General features: G+C 71.9%; 18 protein-coding genes and 1 pseudogene. 13 read left to right on the top strand and 6 right to left on the bottom strand.

Going from position 1 to position 14,690, the window contains the following annotated elements:
- Nucleotides 1–163: 163 nt before the first annotated feature.
- The 3 genes and pseudogenes from FXF51_RS63225 to FXF51_RS49420 all read left to right on the top strand — a co-directional run.
- Nucleotides 164–1,630 (top strand): annotated as a pseudogene (locus FXF51_RS63225) (MFS transporter); the annotation flags it as partial.
- Nucleotides 1,631–1,807: 177 nt separating this feature from the next.
- The gene (locus FXF51_RS63220) at nucleotides 1,808–2,461 is read left to right on the top strand and encodes a collagen binding domain-containing protein (protein ID WP_262380397.1); all 654 of its coding nucleotides are present in this window, start codon (nucleotides 1,808–1,810) and stop codon (nucleotides 2,459–2,461) included.
- Nucleotides 2,462–2,530: 69 nt separating this feature from the next.
- Nucleotides 2,531–3,376: a YceI family protein gene (locus FXF51_RS49420; protein WP_148441777.1), complete on the top strand. Its 846-nt coding sequence runs from the start codon at nucleotides 2,531–2,533 to the stop codon at nucleotides 3,374–3,376.
- 71 nt (nucleotides 3,377–3,447) lie between these two features.
- On the opposite strand, the gene FXF51_RS49415 is transcribed toward FXF51_RS49420, so the two are convergent.
- Complete coding sequence (locus tag FXF51_RS49415) at nucleotides 3,448–4,005, bottom strand: dihydrofolate reductase family protein (RefSeq protein WP_148441776.1); 558 nt, start codon at nucleotides 4,003–4,005, stop codon at nucleotides 3,448–3,450.
- Between the two features lie 142 nt (nucleotides 4,006–4,147).
- On the opposite strand from FXF51_RS49415, the gene FXF51_RS49410 reads away from it, so the two are divergent.
- Nucleotides 4,148–5,092, top strand: a complete 945-nt coding sequence (locus FXF51_RS49410) for a haloalkane dehalogenase (protein WP_222871816.1) — start codon at nucleotides 4,148–4,150, stop codon at nucleotides 5,090–5,092.
- The gene (locus tag FXF51_RS49405; protein ID WP_262380390.1) at nucleotides 5,089–5,475 is read left to right on the top strand and encodes a hypothetical protein; all 387 of its coding nucleotides are present in this window, start codon (nucleotides 5,089–5,091) and stop codon (nucleotides 5,473–5,475) included. Before FXF51_RS49410 ends, FXF51_RS49405 begins: the two co-directional genes overlap by 4 nt.
- Nucleotides 5,476–5,492: 17 nt before the next feature.
- Here the strand turns inward: FXF51_RS49405 and FXF51_RS49400 are convergent, their stop codons facing one another.
- Nucleotides 5,493–6,050, bottom strand: a complete 558-nt coding sequence (locus FXF51_RS49400) for a hypothetical protein (protein WP_148441775.1) — start codon at nucleotides 6,048–6,050, stop codon at nucleotides 5,493–5,495.
- 115 nt (nucleotides 6,051–6,165) lie between these two features.
- On the opposite strand from FXF51_RS49400, the gene FXF51_RS49395 reads away from it, so the two are divergent.
- Complete coding sequence (locus FXF51_RS49395; RefSeq protein WP_262380389.1) at nucleotides 6,166–6,732, top strand: TetR/AcrR family transcriptional regulator; 567 nt, start codon at nucleotides 6,166–6,168, stop codon at nucleotides 6,730–6,732.
- 42 nt (nucleotides 6,733–6,774) lie between these two features.
- Nucleotides 6,775–7,524: a phosphotransferase family protein gene (locus FXF51_RS49390; protein ID WP_148441773.1), complete on the top strand. Its 750-nt coding sequence runs from the start codon at nucleotides 6,775–6,777 to the stop codon at nucleotides 7,522–7,524.
- Between the two features lie 2 nt (nucleotides 7,525–7,526).
- Here FXF51_RS49390 and FXF51_RS49385 read toward each other — a convergent pair whose 3' ends face one another.
- Nucleotides 7,527–7,922 carry a MerR family transcriptional regulator gene (locus FXF51_RS49385; RefSeq protein ID WP_187415002.1) on the bottom strand — a complete coding sequence of 132 codons (396 nt, stop codon included), beginning with the start codon at nucleotides 7,920–7,922 and terminating at the stop codon, nucleotides 7,527–7,529.
- A gap of 49 nt (nucleotides 7,923–7,971) precedes the next feature.
- On the opposite strand from FXF51_RS49385, the gene FXF51_RS49380 reads away from it, so the two are divergent.
- The gene (locus FXF51_RS49380) at nucleotides 7,972–9,024 is read left to right on the top strand and encodes an aldo/keto reductase (protein ID WP_148441772.1); all 1,053 of its coding nucleotides are present in this window, start codon (nucleotides 7,972–7,974) and stop codon (nucleotides 9,022–9,024) included.
- A gap of 76 nt (nucleotides 9,025–9,100) precedes the next feature.
- Nucleotides 9,101–9,535, top strand: a complete 435-nt coding sequence (locus tag FXF51_RS49375; RefSeq protein WP_148441771.1) for a DUF6086 family protein — start codon at nucleotides 9,101–9,103, stop codon at nucleotides 9,533–9,535.
- Here FXF51_RS49375 and FXF51_RS49370 read toward each other — a convergent pair.
- Both FXF51_RS49370 and FXF51_RS49365 read right to left on the bottom strand, forming a co-directional pair.
- A complete protein-coding gene (locus tag FXF51_RS49370; RefSeq protein WP_148441770.1) occupies nucleotides 9,480–9,962 on the bottom strand; it encodes a hypothetical protein in 483 nt (160 codons plus the stop codon). The two genes, FXF51_RS49375 and FXF51_RS49370, sit on opposite strands and share 56 nt — an antisense overlap.
- Before the next feature lie 30 nt (nucleotides 9,963–9,992).
- Nucleotides 9,993–10,919: a helix-turn-helix transcriptional regulator gene (locus tag FXF51_RS49365; RefSeq protein ID WP_148441769.1), complete on the bottom strand. Its 927-nt coding sequence runs from the start codon at nucleotides 10,917–10,919 to the stop codon at nucleotides 9,993–9,995.
- 218 nt (nucleotides 10,920–11,137) lie between these two features.
- Between FXF51_RS49365 and FXF51_RS61385 the strand changes: the two genes are divergently transcribed.
- From FXF51_RS61385 to FXF51_RS49350, 4 genes are read left to right on the top strand one after another with little or no spacing between them, the layout of a single operon-like run.
- Nucleotides 11,138–11,278, top strand: coding sequence for a hypothetical protein (locus FXF51_RS61385; RefSeq protein WP_187415001.1), 141 nt, complete (start codon nucleotides 11,138–11,140; stop codon nucleotides 11,276–11,278).
- Between the two features lie 25 nt (nucleotides 11,279–11,303).
- Nucleotides 11,304–11,861: a MauE/DoxX family redox-associated membrane protein gene (locus tag FXF51_RS49360; RefSeq protein ID WP_148441768.1), complete on the top strand. Its 558-nt coding sequence runs from the start codon at nucleotides 11,304–11,306 to the stop codon at nucleotides 11,859–11,861.
- A 16-nt stretch (nucleotides 11,862–11,877) separates the two neighbouring features.
- Entirely contained in the window at nucleotides 11,878–12,414 is a 537-nt protein-coding gene (locus tag FXF51_RS49355; protein ID WP_148441767.1) for a TlpA family protein disulfide reductase, read from the top strand.
- A gap of 5 nt (nucleotides 12,415–12,419) precedes the next feature.
- Entirely contained in the window at nucleotides 12,420–14,312 is a 1,893-nt protein-coding gene (locus FXF51_RS49350) for an ABC transporter ATP-binding protein (protein ID WP_148441766.1), read from the top strand.
- On the opposite strand, the gene FXF51_RS49345 is transcribed toward FXF51_RS49350, so the two are convergent.
- Nucleotides 14,219–14,686: a S26 family signal peptidase gene (locus tag FXF51_RS49345; protein ID WP_222871815.1), complete on the bottom strand. Its 468-nt coding sequence runs from the start codon at nucleotides 14,684–14,686 to the stop codon at nucleotides 14,219–14,221. The two genes, FXF51_RS49350 and FXF51_RS49345, sit on opposite strands and share 94 nt — an antisense overlap.
- Nucleotides 14,687–14,690: the final 4 nt, after the last annotated feature.

The following is a 14,690-nucleotide window of genomic DNA, read 5'->3' as shown; positions in this document are numbered from 1 at the left end:
CGCCCTGCGTCCACGTCCGTTCACCATGATCTCGCCGCTCCGTGAAGTTCGCCAAACCTCCATCCTGCGGTTGGTGACCAGATCGCCGCTGCTAATGTTAACTCAAGTGATTGATTTAATCCTTGGACGTTGACTTCCCCCGCCGCAACGGAGGCTTTCCCGAATGACTGACAACCCCGGCCGCGCCGCGCACGCGGCGAGCCCGCCGAGGGCGAGCACCTTCGTGGTGGTGCTCGCCTTCAGCGGGATCGCGGTGTCGCTGATGCAGACCCTGGTGATCCCGCTGGTGCCCGAGCTGCCCAAGCTGCTGAACGCCTCGGCCGCCGACGCCGCCTGGGCGATCACCGCCACGCTGCTCGCCAGCGCCGCCGCGACACCCGTGATGGGGCGGCTGGGCGACATGTACGGCAAGCGGCGCATGCTGCTGGTCAGCCTGTTCCTGCTGATCGCCGGATCCGTCCTGTGCGGCCTCAGCGACTCACTGACCCCCATGATCGTCGGACGGGCGCTGCAGGGCCTGGCCTCGGGCGTCATCCCGCTCGGCATCAGCATCATGCGCGACGAGCTGCCCGCCGAACGCCTCGGCTCCGCCATCGCCTCCATGAGCGCCTCCCTCGGCGTGGGCGGCGCGCTCGGCCTGCCCGCCGCCGCCCTCATCGCCGAGAACTTCGACTGGCACGTCCTGTTCTGGACCGCGGCGGCGCTCGGGGCCGTCGCGTTCGTCCTGGTGCTGACGCTGGTGCCGGAATCCGCGGTACGCAGCGGCGGACGCTTCGACTTCGTCGGCGCCATCGGGCTGTCCGGCGCGCTGGTGTGCCTGCTCCTGGCCATCTCCAAGGGCGCCGACTGGGGCTGGGGCGACGCGCTCACCATCAGCCTGTTCGCCGTGGCGGTCGTGGTGCTGCTGCTGTGGGGCTGGTGGGAGCTGCGCACCCGCGAGCCGATGGTGGACCTGCGCACCACCGCCCGGCGCCAGGTGCTGTTCACCAACCTCGCCTCCATCATGCTCGGCTTCGCGATGTTCGCGATGTCGCTGGTGCTGCCGCAGCTTCTCCAGCTGCCCGAGGCCACCGGGTACGGGCTCGGCCAGTCGGTGCTGGCCGCGGGCCTGGTCATGGCGCCGTCCGGCGTGGTCATGCTGCTGCTGGCGCCGGTCGCGGCCCGCCTGTCCGCCGCCTACGGGCCGAAGGTGACGCTGATGCTCGGCGCGATCATCGTGGCCGCCGGTTACGGCCTCAACATCGTGCTGATGTCCGAGGTCTGGCAGCTCGTCCTGGTCTCCTGCGTGATCGGGGCCGGCATCGGCTTCGCGTACGCCTCCATGCCCGCCCTCGTCATGGGCGCGGTGCCGGTGTCCGAGACGGCCGCCGCCAACAGCCTCAACACCCTGATGCGGGCGATCGGCACCTCCGTGTCCAGCGCCGTCGCCGGGGTCATCCTGGCCGAGCTGACCACCCGGTTCGGGCCGGTCGAGCTGCCGTCCGAGGACGGGTTCCGCGTCGTGCTGGCCATCGGAGCCGGCGCCGCCCTGCTGTCCTTCCTGCTCGCCGCCTTCCTGCCGCGCCGCAACCCGTCCGCTGTCCCCGCGGTCTCCCACCACGCTCCAGCCCCGGTCACTCAGCCGGCCCCGGTTGCTCCGGCCTTCACAGAGGACGAGCCCCAGCTCGCGTACGCCATCCCCGACGCGGCCCGCCCGGCGGAAGGCGCGGTCGAGATCCGCGGCTTCGTCAGCGGCGACGACGGCCAGCCGGTCGGCCACGCCACGCTGACCCTGATCGACCTGCGCGGCCACCAGCTCGGCAGGGCCATGAGCCTGGCCGACGGCGGCTACAGCATCTGGACGCCCGGCACCGGCACCTACGTCCTGATCGCCTCCGCCGCCCACCGCGACCCCCAGGTGGCCACCCTCGTCGTGGGCGAACAGCCGCTCGACTTCAACCTCATCCTCGCCGGATCCAGCAAGCTCATCGGCACCGTACGCGACCTGGAGGGCAAGCCGGTGCCCGGCGCGGTCCTCGTCCTCACCGACGTCCGCGGCGAGGTGCTGTCCACGAGCACCACCGACCCGGACGGCGCCTACTCCTTCTCCGGGATGACCGCGGGCCACTACACCCTCGCTGTCAGCGCCGACACCTACCGCCCGACGGCCGTCTTCGTCGAGACCCACGGCACCGGCCAGACCAGGCAGGACGTCGAGCTGCGGCCGGGCACCCGGATCCGCGGCACCGTACGGGTCCGCGACGGGGTCCCGCTGGCCGACGCCCGGGTCACGCTGCTGGACGCGGCGGGGAACGTGGTCGGCACCACGACCACGGCCGACGACGGCGCGTACGCCTTCGCCGACCTGACCGGCGGCCAGTACACCCTCATCGCCACCGGCTACCCGCCCGTCGCCGACACCGTGACCATCAACGGCCGGGACGACGACGACCGCGACCTGTGGCTGGCCCACAAGGACTGACCGTCCCAGGTCTTTCGAACGAGGCGCTGCTCGGGACGTACGAGCAGGGGGAGAGCAGGAGCACGCACCATGGACACCAGCCAGCACAACCTTCCGACCGGCCGGCGGGGGCTGCGCGCCGCCGTCCGCACGAAGGACGGATGGGCCGTGCAGCACGCGGTCGTCACGGTGACCGACACGTCCGGGCAGCAGGTCGTCCGGGCGGAGGCCGACGCCGACGGGGTCGTGTCGAGCGGCCCGCTGCGGCCCGGCGTGTACACGGCCGTCGCCACCGCGATCGGCTACACGCCGGCCGCGCTGACGGCCATCGTGACCGCGTCCGGCGTGGCCGAGCTGGGCACCGTGGTGCTGGCCAGGCAGGGCGGCTCCGACCTGCCGCCGCCCGGCCCCTGGACGCTCGACCCCGCGCACTGCACGATCGCCGCGACCGCCCAGCACCTCGGGCTCAGCACCGTGCGCGGGCGGTTCCGGCAGTTCGCCGGGCGGATCGAGGTCGGCGCGAGCCCGGCGGCGTCCAGGGTGGCCGCGGACATCGCCGCCGCCTCGATCGACACCGGCAACGCCACCAGGGACGACCACCTGCGCTCGGCCGACTTCCTGAGCGTGGCCGCGCATCCGATGATCTCCTACCGCGGCACCGGGCTCAGCCCGGCGGGCCCCGACCGGTGGACCGTCCACGGGACGCTGACCCTCGCCGGGGTGACGCGGCCCGTGGACCTCGACCTGGCCTACCTCGGCACCGGCCCGGACCCGTGGGGCGGCCTGCGGGCGGCCTTCCACGCGGAGACGGAGTTGCGTCGCGAGGATTTCGCGATGACGTACAACCAGGTAGTGCGGGCCGGGATCAACCTGGTCGGCGCCACGGTCAAGGTCGAGCTGGACATCCAGGCCGTACAGGGGACTGCTCTGCCCTAGCTCGCCTGCGATGGGCGCTCCAGCCGGCGGCCTGACGCGTCCGCTGACACGACCTCACCGTGCCTTCGTGGTCAGGACGCCTTCGCGGGACGGTAGACGAGATACAGCACACCCGTCGAGAACGTCTCCGACTTGACCAGCTCCAGCGGGACGGTGGTGTCTGCCTCGTCGAAGAGCCGCTCGCCCTTGCGCACCGCGATCGGGTGCACCAGCAGGTGCAGCTCGTCCAGCAGCCCGGCCTGCAGCAGCTGCCGGACCACCGAGACCGAGCCGCTGACCGCGATGCGCCCGCCGTCCTCGTTCTTCAGCGCGGTGACGGCCTCGGTCAGGTCGCCCTGCAGCAGCTCGGTGTTGCGCCAGGTGAACTCCAGCGCCTGCCGCGAGACGACGATCTTGCGTGAGTCGCCGAGGATCTTGGCGTAGTCGGCGTCCTCGCCGCCCTCGGCCTCGATGGCGGGCCAGGCGCCGGCGAAGCTGTCGTAGGTCTTGCGGCCCAGCAGCAGGGTGTCGGCCATCTGGCTGCCCACGGCCGCGCCCATCTCGTCGTTGAAGTAGGGGAAGTGCCAGTCTCCGGGCTCCTCGACGACGCCGTCGAGGGAGATGAACAGGCTGGCGGCGATGGTCCTCATGACGTTTTCTCCTGTGGTCCGGCTCTTTGATGTGCCTGTAGCTTCTCGGAGCCGGCTTACGGATGTCTTAAGGTCCTCCTCCCGCCGTCCTTAACGCGCACGGGCGTGTCACCTTTCCGGCCCGCCCGGCCTCTTGGGAGGCATGACAAGCACGCAACCCATGCGGGTGCTGAGAACCCCGGACGACCGCTTCGACGGCCTTCCCGGCTACCCGTTCCAGCCGCACTACGCCGAGATCGACGCGGGCGACGGCCACGGCACCGTCCTGCGCATGCACTACCTCGACGAACGCCCCGCCGGTGAGCCGTCGGGGGAGACCGTGCTGCTCCTGCACGGCGAGCCGACCTGGAGCTACCTCTGGCGTGACATCATCCCGCCGCTGGTGGCGGCCGGTCACCGGTGTGTCGCGCCGGACCTGGTCGGGTTCGGACGCTCCGACAAGCCCGCCGACCGCTTCGACTACACCTACCAGGCCCATCTCGACTGGTTGCGGGCCCTCGTGTTCGGCCCGCTCGACCTGGACGGGGTCACGCTGGTCTGCCACGACTGGGGTGGCCTGCTCGGGCTGCGGCTGCTCGCCGAGCATCCCGGCCGCTTCCGCCGCGCCGTGGCCACCAACACGATGCTGCCCGCCGGCGACCAGGACATGGGCCCGTTCTTCGTTCACTGGCTGCAGTCCAGCCAGCGCTCGAACCCGTTCAGCGTGGCCGCGGTCCTCGCGCGCAACCTCCGCGCCGGCGCGGACCCCGCCGTGCTGGCCGCCTACGACGCGCCGTTCCCTGGCGAGCCCTACCTCCAGGGCGCGCGGCAGTTCCCGCTGCTCGTGCCGATCTCCCCGCGGGACGAGGCCGCCCCGGGCAACCGCGAGGCGTGGCGCGTGCTGGAGACGCTCGACATCCCGTTCCTGTGCGCGTTCGGCGAGCACGACCCGGTGAGCCGCGTCCACGGCGAGCGGATGGCCGAGCGTATCCCGGGTGCCAAGGGGCAGCCGCACGTCACGATCGCCGACGCCGGGCACTTCCTCCAGGAGGATCAGCCGCGGCGGCTGGCCGAGGCCATCGCGGGCTTCATCGGGAGCGCCCCGTGACCGGGAGCACGTTCGCCACCAGGCCCCGGTTCCTCCTGGCGCTGCGGGTCACGGTGATCCTCCAGGCGGTGGCCCTGCTGATCCAGGCGACCACGGCAGGGACGCTGCTGGCCTCACCTGACGGGCGGACGCTGCACGGCGTCACGGCGCTGGCGGTCGTAGCCACGGCGGCGGCCCAGTTGCTCGTCGCGGTCCTGGTGTGGCGGCCGGGCGGCGGGTCGCCGCGGTTCGTCGCCGGCAGCGCGTTCATGCTCGTCCTGTCCCTGGCCGCGGCGGCGCTCGGTGACCTGCACGTTCCCGAGCTGCACGTGCCTGTTGGCACGCTGCTGTTCGGCGGGAGCGTCATGCTGGTCATCCGGGCCTGGTCGGGCCGCCGCTCCTGAGGCCGCCGCAACGGGGTTCAGCCGTTCCTGGCGGTGCGGTGCAGGCGGAGGGCGGAGACGAGGAAGAAGACGCCGCCGACGGTCGCGTACCCGGCGAGGCTGGTCAGGGACGCGGCCGGCGTACCGGACTGGAGGATGAACCCCGTCCCGGCGAGCGTGGAGATCCCCCCGCTGAGGATCATCGGCCACTGGCCGCCGAGCCCGCGGCGGCCGACGGCCACGACGAGCTGCACGATCCCGGCGGTGATGGCCCAGACGCCCCACACGCGCAACACCGCCGTCACGCCCGTGCCGGCAGTGACGGCCAGGCCGATGGCGGTGAGCAGGCTGAGGGCCAGGTTGACGTACAGGGCCGCGGTGGGGCGGGCGGTCCTGGACGAGCGCAGGTCCACGATGGCGGCGGCGACGTCGAACAGGGGGTAGACGACGAGCAGCGCCACGCTCGCCGGGCCGGTGGACGGCCCGGTCAGGAACAGCAGGATCGCCCAGACGAGGGCGAACACGAAGCGCGTCACGTAGAGGTTCCGCAACGCCGCGGCGGTGGGGCGGGTGTTCGTGTCGGTGGCGGTGGTCATTCTCTGTCCTTCTTCTTACACTCGGAGTAGGTAGAATGACTAGTAACTCTACCGGTGCTGACGTTAGCCCGGCAGGACGACCGGCGCAAGAGGAGGGGCGCGTATGATCTCGGGCATGGTCAGCCCCATGCGCGAACGACTCCTCGAAGCCGCGAGCGAGCTGTTCTACGCGCACGGGCTGCGCGCGGTGAGCGTCGACAAGGTCATCGACCTCGCCGCCACCACGAAGGTGACGTTCTACCGGCACTTCAAGAGCAAGGACGAGCTCGTCGTCGCCTACCTCGAACGCCGCGCCGCACTGGAGCGGGACGGCATCGGCCAGGCCGTCAAGCAGGGCGACGGCGACGTCGAGGCCACGCTGCGGGTGATCTCCGAGGCGATCGGGGCCATAGCCTGCGCGCCCGGCTTCCGCGGCTGCCCCTTCATCAACGCCGCCGCCGAGTACCCCGACCCCGACAGCCCGATCCGCAAGGCCGTGGACGCGCATCGCCGCTGGAACAGGGCGACGTTCGAGCAGCTCATCGCTCCGCTCGGGGTCCGGAACCCGGCGGAGGCCGCCGACGATCTCATGTTGATCCGGGACGGCGCCATGGTCGCCGGATACCTTGACGAGCCGGCGGCCGTCGCGGCCTCGTTCCTCCGCAGCAGCCAGGCCGTCATCGGGGGCGGCGTCCAGGGATAAATATGGCGACGCCGGGAGGCGTCCTCGCCATAATGGGCCGATGTGAACGAGATCGAGGTCGTCGTCGCACACAGCGAACGCGCGACGTTACGCGCGGGCGACGTCTTCCTGAAGATCGACAGCGTCCAGACGCGCATCGACGTCGAGGTCGAGGCGATGGCCCTGGCGCCGATCCCGACCCCGCGAGTCCTGTGGCGCAACCCGCCCGTCCTGGCGCTCGCCGCCGTCCCCGGCACGGCACTCGGCCGCCTGGGCGAGCCGTCGAACGCCTCCCCGGCGGCCTGGGCCGCGGCGGGCGCCGCCGCCCGCACGCTGCACGACGCCCCGCCGCCGCCCTGGCCGGGCGGCCGGAACCTGGAGGAGGAGGCGTCGCGCCTCGATGACGAATGCGCCTGGCTCATCGCCAACGACGTCCTTCCCGCCGACGTCGTCAAGCGCAACCGCCGCATCGCCGAGGACGCACTGCGGCCGGGCGCCCCGGTGTTCACGCACGGAGACCTGCAGATCACGCACGTGTTCGTCGACGGTGACGAGGTCACCGGCGTGATCGACTGGTCGGAGGCGGGCCAGGGCGATCCCCTGTACGACCTGGCCACCTTGACGCTCGGGCACGAGGAGCACCTCGCCGACGTCGTGGCCGGCTACGGTGATGGCGCCGATCTCGACGTGATCCGTGCGGGGTGGTCGTTGCGCAGCCTGCTGGCGATTCGGTGGCTGGTCGAGCACGGCTTCGACCCGGCCCTGCCGGGTTGTGAGGTGGACGTGCTGATGTCCGCGGCGTCGAGGGGTTGACGTCAGGGCGTGCACTCCGTGACGCCGTCCCGCAGACCCAGACGACCCTCGTAGATCGCCACCTTGTGGGAGATCAGCTTGAGGCACTCGTCCAGCTCACGCATCTGCGCGACCACCCGATCCCGATGCTCGCGCAGCACCTCCAGCCGCTCCACCTCGTTGCCCTGCCCGGCCCTGACCAGCTCGGTGTAGCGCCGGATGTCGGTCAACGGCATGCCGGACGCCCGCAGCCGCATGCACACACCCAGCCAGCCGATGTCGTCCTCGCTGTAGACCCGGTGCCCCGCGACCCCCCGGCTCACCGGCTGGGCCAGCAGCCCCTCCCGCTCGTAGAAGCGGAGCGTGTGCACGCTGAGCCCGGTGCGCTCGGCGACCTGGCCGATGCTCAAACCCGACATGCGGCCCAGTTTGCCCTAGAGTCGGCTCTAGGTTCTACGGTTCCGAAGCATGAGACATCGCATCCTCGGCGGCACCGGTATCGAGGTCAGCACCCACTGCCTGGGCACCATGATGTTCGGCTCGGCCGGCAACCCCGACCACGAAGACAGCATCCGCATCATCCACACCGCCCTCGACCACGGCATCAACTTCGTCGACACCGCCGACATGTACTCGGCGGGCGAGTCCGAGGAGATCGTCGGCAAGGCGCTGCAGGGGCGGCGGGACGACGTCGTCCTGGCCACCAAGGTGCACTTCCCGATGGGGGAGGGGCCCAACAGGGGCGGCAACTCGCGGCGCTGGATCGTGCGCGAGGTCGAGGCGAGCCTCAAGCGGCTGCGTACCGACTGGATCGACCTCTACCAGATCCACCGCCCCGACCACCGCACCGACATCGAGGAGACCCTCTCCGCCCTGACCGACCTGGTGCGGCAGGGCAAGATCCGCGCCTTCGGCAGCTCCGCCTTCCCGGCCCACGAGACGGTCGAGGCCTACCACGTGGCCCGGCAGCGCGGCCTCTACCGCTTCCGCACCGAGCAGCCGCCGTACAACATCCTGGCCCGAGGCATCGAGGGCGACGTCCTGCCCACCGCGCAGCGGCTCGGCCTGGGCGTGCTCACCTACAGCCCGCTCGGCTGGGGCTTCCTGACCGGCCGCTACCGCAAGGGCCGGCACGTCGACCTGGCGCAGGGCCGCGCCGCCCGCGCGCCGGAACGCTTCGACCCGTCCATCCCGGTCAACGCGGCCAAGCTGGACGTCGTCGAGGAGCTGGTGAAACTGGCGGACGAGATCGGCTGCACCCTGCCCGCGCTGGCCATCGCCTTCGCCGCGTCCCACCCGGCCGTCACCTCGGTCATCCTCGGGCCGCGCACCATGGAGCAGCTCGAAGGCCTGCTGAAGGGGGCTTCGCTGGTGCTCGACGACAGCGTGCTCGACCGGATCGACGAGCTCGTCCCGCCCGGCACCAACATCTACCACCCGGTCGGCCTCTGGAGCCCGGCCCCCTTGATCGACCCCGCCCTGCGCCGCCGCCCCGTGGGGGATCGCGCCGCCGCGAGCTGACCGGGCGTCCGCTGGCTTCGCGGCTATCGTCGGGCTCATCATGGGCGGATGACAGGCATTCCCGGCAGGAGGTGTGGTGAGCCAGTATTACCAGGTCGGCGAGCAAGTCCTCTGGAACCCGTCGAACGGGGTGTCCGCGCTGTTCCTGCGATCAGCCGACGCCCTCGCACCGGAAACGGGCCTCCCTACCGGGCTCGGGCCGATGGAGAACGACGAGTGCCGGATCGACCTGGAGGTCTTCACCGCCTTCGTGAGCGCCCTGGTCGAGCGCTACGAGCGGACGAACCATCCCATCCTGCACGCCCTCATGGAGGGCTTCATCGCCACCGCACTGGTGCTCGTCCAGCGCGGCGGCGCCGAACCCCACCGATCAGAGCGCGACGGCTGGCGGGATGTCCAGGTGAGCGGGCTTGCGGCCGGACTGCCGGAGGGCAGCGCCGGGCGTTGGGCGGAGCTTACAGCGCGGCATGCCCGGGCGATGCCACATCGGCCGACCCGGACGTGTAGCTAACGCCGTCCACGATCGCCTCCTCCGCCACCAGAACCGGCACGTCGGAAGCCTGCCTGCGGCCTGGCACGTGGATGAGCTGAACCCGCTCCCCCCGCTGCAGGTCATAGGGCGCCTGGCCGGGCTTGAGCGCCAGCCCCACCCTGACCGCCCGCCCCGCGACCGCACCGCCGTCACCACCCGTGATCATCGGCCAGGTGAGCAACGTGCCCGGCAGCACCGTGACCGTCGCCACGGCCGCCGCCACCTTCTCGCGCTCCGGCCAGGGCCAGTACGCGGCTCCGTCGTCGGCGACGCGCGCCTCCTGCAGCGCGTCGGGGCCGAAGGGCTGACCGGCGCCGACCTGCTTGATGACGCGGACGACGGACGTGCGTTCGTCGGCCCGCATCACCAGCGTCATCGTGGCCAGCGCGCCACCGAGCACCACCATCGAAACGTAGGGAATGGGTTCGTCTCAGGCTCAGATCCACCCCTGCTGCTTGGCGAGCAGAGCCCCCTGGAACCGATTGGCGGCGCCGAGCCGTTCGAGCAGCTCGGCCACGTGCCGCCGGTACGTCCGCAGACTCACCCCCATCTCCCTGGCCGCCACCTCGTCCTTACGGGTGCCGGCCAGCAGATACAGCACCCGCCGCTCGCGCATGGTCAGGTCGGGCGCGTCGCGGGGTTCGAGGTCCTGCGCGTTGGCCCAGACGCGCTCGAACAGGTCCGCCATCGTCGCCACGACCCCCGCCTGCGAGATCATCAACGCGCTCCGCTCGCCGCCGCCGGGCTCGCTGGGGACGAAGACCACCGAACGGTCGACGATCACCATCTGCTGCCCGTCGTCGTCGACGAGCCGGTGGTGGTCGCCGGCGCGGTGCAGCGTGACGCAGTACTCCATGAGCTCCGGGTCGAGCAGGCTCTGCCGGGAGACGATGGTGCGCCAGCGGGCGCCCTCCCCGAGCCGCTGGAGGTGGACGGGCAGCCTGCCGAGGCACGGCTGGTAGCGTTCTGGCTGCATGGCCAGCACCTCCTGCGCGTCGAGCGCCAGTGACCAGATGCGTTCGTTGATCCGGTCGGCGCCGTCGATCTGCTCGACGGCGACCGTGCGGTCGGGCCCGCGCTGTTGCGCGCTCAGCAGGTGCACCGCCTCCCACGCCGCCGAGATGCGGCGCTGTTCGGCGTTCGTCTCCAGCAGCCGCCGCCGGATGAGGCGGCTGATCCCGATCTCCGGCTCGACGGCGACGGGCCGGCCCGCAGGGTCGAAGCGGATGAGGCCGAGCGCCGAGAGCCGCTGCAGCGCGGCTCGCAGGCCGTCCGGGTCGCACGCCGTCGTTTCGCGGCCGCACAGGAGGTCGTGGTAAACGATCTCCTCGAAGTCGGTCAGTCCGAGACTGCTGAGGCTCATGTGGCTCCCGATGTAGCGAAAGGGGCCGGCGCGGCTGGTGGTGCGCCTGTGACAGCAAGCTGCACGGCATTGCAGCTTGCTGTCGGCCCCGACTGCTTACTTCAGTTGATCATCCGTGGTTATTGTCCAGGTGTCGGCGGCGCTGATCACCCAAATCGCGTATGTCGGCCTTTAGCTGGCATTCCCCCACCGCCGGCTCGCACAAGAGGAGGATCCCTGTGTTCCGTGCACTCAACGAGATGAGCGATCGGCTGCTGAGCAGGTTGCTGCCCACCACCACCGCCGAGGCCGAGCCCTGCTGGTGGACCTCGACCGGCATCCGCTGCTGCATCTACGCCGGCAAGACCTACTGCCGCTGAGCCTCCGGCCGAACGGATCAGCGGCATGGAGTACGTCGCGCTGGCCGCCCGCTGCGCCCTGGGGATCGTCTTCCTGGCGGCGGTGGCCGGCAAGGTGCGCGGGCGGGAGGCGTTCGAGGCGTTCCGGCGATCGGTGCCGGCGCTCGTCCCGCTGCCGCGCGGCCGGGTTCAGGCCGCGCTGCCCGCCACGGTGGTCGCCGTTGAATCGGCCACCGTCCTGCTGCTGACGACGGAGTTCACAGCACCGGCCGGGCTGGGCCTGGCCGGTGCCGTGCTGCTGGCCTTCTCCCTCGGCATCCGGTACGCGCTCCGCTCGGGCAGCCGAACCCCCTGCAACTGCTTCAGCACCTCGTCGGCGCCGTTGAGCAGCCGGCACCTCGTCCGCAACGCCGTCCTGATCGCGGTGGCCGTCACCGGCCTGGCAGCCTCGTTCGCACAGGCCTCGTCCGCGCAGGCGGGCGCGCAGACGCACCCCGCCGGAGCGGTCCTGGCACTCGCCGCCGGCGGCCTGATCGCGCTGTTCGCCGTCTTCACCGACGACCTCGCCGACCTCCTGAACCCGGTCCCACCCCCGCCTCGCTGAACCGTAAGGGACGCCGATGTCCTTCCTCGTGGCCGCCGTCGTCTTCGTCGGCCTGCTGAGCGCCGTCAACCTGTTGCTGCTGCTGGCCGTGGTCCGCCGCCTGCGCGAGCACGCGAACGTCCTGCGGGCCGTGGTCTCGCCGCCCGCCTTCACCCCGCCGGGCACCAGACTCCCTGACTTCACCGCGACGGACACCACCGGCGCGGCCGTCAGCCGGGCCACCTTCGAAGCCGCAGGCGGCACGACCGTCGTCGGCATGTTCTCCACCGACTGCTCCGCCTGCGACGAACACCTGCCCGAGTTCGCCGAGCGGGTCCGCCACCTGGGCCGCGGCCGTGTCCTGGCGCTGGTCGTGGGCGGCGGGCCGAAGGCGGAGACGTTCACCACCGCCCTCGCCGCCCTGGCGACCGTGGTCACCGAGGAGCGCGACGGCCGGCTGTACACGGCCTTCGGACGCCCGCCGTTCCCCGGCTTCTACCTCGTGGACGGCGCGGGCGCCGTGACGGCGTCGGCGCACTCCACGGACGAGCTCCCGATCCCCGCGAGCGTCTGACCGGCATGGCGACCCCCATGCCCGGCCGGATCCGCGTCGCCGCCGCCCTCGCCTGGAAGGCCCACCCGGTGGCCGCCGTCGGCGCGGCCGTCCTCGGCGTACTCGGCGGGCTGGCGCCGGTCGCGACCGCCTGGCTGACGAAACTCGTCCTCGACGCGCTCGTCAGGGGCGACGGGTTCGCCGCGCTCGCGCCGGCGGCGTGCGGGCTCGCCCTCAGCGGCCTGGCCGTCATCGTGCTGCCGCACGTGTCCGACTACGCCAAGGCGCAACTGCGCAGGTCGATCTGCCTGCTCATCTACGACCGGCTGTTCCGGGCGGTCAACCGCCATCCCGGGCTCAGCCGGTTCGAGACGCCGGGCTTCCACGACACGCTGCGGCTGGCGTACGAGTCGAGTCACAGCGCGCCGGACCGCCTGGTCGTCGGCGCGCTGGCGATCGGCCAGGCGGTCATCACCCTCGCGGGCTTCACCGTCACCCTGGCCGCCGTCAACCCGCTCATGGTCGCCGTCATCGTCGTCGCCGCGCTGCCCTCCGTACGCATCCAGCTCGTGCTCAGCCGCAAGCGCGCCGAGGTCATGTGGGACATCACGCCCGCCATGCGGCGCCAGGTGTTCTACGGCGACCTGCTCACCCGGCCGGAGGCGGCCAAGGAGGTGCGGCTGTTCGGCCTGGGCGACCACCTGCGCAACCGGATGCTTGACGAGGTGCGCGGCATCAACCGGGCCGAACGCGACGTGGACCGCCGTGCCCTGCGCAGCCAGGGCGTGATGGCGCTGCTCGGGAGCGTCGTCGCGGCCGGCGGGCTGCTGTGGGCCATCCTCAGCGCCGCCTCTGGCGGCATCAGCGTGGGCGACGTGACGGTCTTCGTCGCCGCCGTCGCGGGCGTGCAGGCGGCACTGACCGCGATCGTCAGCCAGTGGGCGGACGTGCACAACGCGCTGCTGATGTTCGGCCACTACACGGACGTGGTGGCGGCCGAGCCCGACCTGCCCGTTCCGCGCGAGCCCGCCGCGCTGCCCGCGCTGCGCGACGGGATCGAGCTGCGCGACGTGTGGTTCCGCTACAGCGAGGAGCACCCCTGGATCCTGCGCGGGGTGGACCTGTTCATCCCCTCCGGCCGGACGGTGGCCCTCGTCGGGGTGAACGGCGCGGGCAAGAGCACCCTGGTCAAGCTGCTGTGCCGGATGTACGACCCGATCCGCGGACGCCTCACCTGGGACGGGGTGGACCTGCGCGACGCGGACCCGGCCGACCTGCGCGGCCGGATCGGCGCGGTGTTCCAGGACTACATGGACTACGACCTCACCGCCGCCGAGAACATCGGGCTGGGCGACCTGACGGCGGACGGCGAGCAGGTCCGCGACTCGGCCCGCCGCGCGGGCGTCCACGAGACGATCACCGCGCTGCCGCGCGGGTACGACACCATGCTCAGCCGCCTGTTCGGCGACCGCGACGAGCAGGCCGGGGTCTCCCTGTCCGGCGGGCAGTGGCAGCGCCTGGCGCTGGCCCGCGCGTTTTTGCGGCAGCGCCAGGACCTGCTCATCCTGGACGAGCCCAGCTCGGGTCTCGACGCCCAGGCCGAGCACGAGGTGCACACCAGCCTGCGGGCCTACCGGGGCGAGCGCACGAGCGTGCTCATCTCGCACCGGCTGGGCACCGTGCGCGCCGCCGACCTCATCGTGGTGCTGAGCGAGGGGCGGATCGCGGAACGCGGCACGCACGACGAGCTCATGGCCATGGGCGGCGAGTACGCCCGCCTGTTCACGCTGCAGGCCGACGGCTACGCGACCGGATCCCCCGACGGCTACGAGGCCGTTTCTCCCGACCGCTCAGCAGCCGGCGGGCCGGGGGACAGCCTGCGTACCACCACGCCGAGCAGCCGGTCGGCCGGCAGGTAGCCGTACACCCGTGAGTCGGCGCTCGACGTGCCGTCCCCCACCACCACGAGCGCACCCTCGGGCACGCACGCGCCGGGCCTCGCCGCCACCGCCTCCGCCACGTCGGCCGGAACGGGGTCGCCCGGCAGCGCGGTCACCCGCTTGATCGCCCACGGAGGCGCCGGCGGGCCCGTGCCCCACCCCGACGGCCGCGTCGACTCGAAGACCACCACCTGGCCCCGCCGCACCGCGCCGGTCCGGCGGACCAGCACCCGGTCACCCGGACGGTAGGTCGGCGACATGCTCACACCGCTCACCTGGACCACGACGAGACGGCGCCGGGCGACGACCGCGACGACGGCTAGCACCGCGACGTCGATGAACGCGTACCACACGGGC

Source organism: Nonomuraea sp. PA05 (assembly GCF_008086045.1).
GTDB lineage: Bacteria > Actinomycetota > Actinomycetes > Streptosporangiales > Streptosporangiaceae > Nonomuraea > Nonomuraea monospora.
The sequence above is the reverse complement of the archived record's forward strand: the minus strand, read 5'-3'. Positions and strand labels throughout refer to the sequence as shown.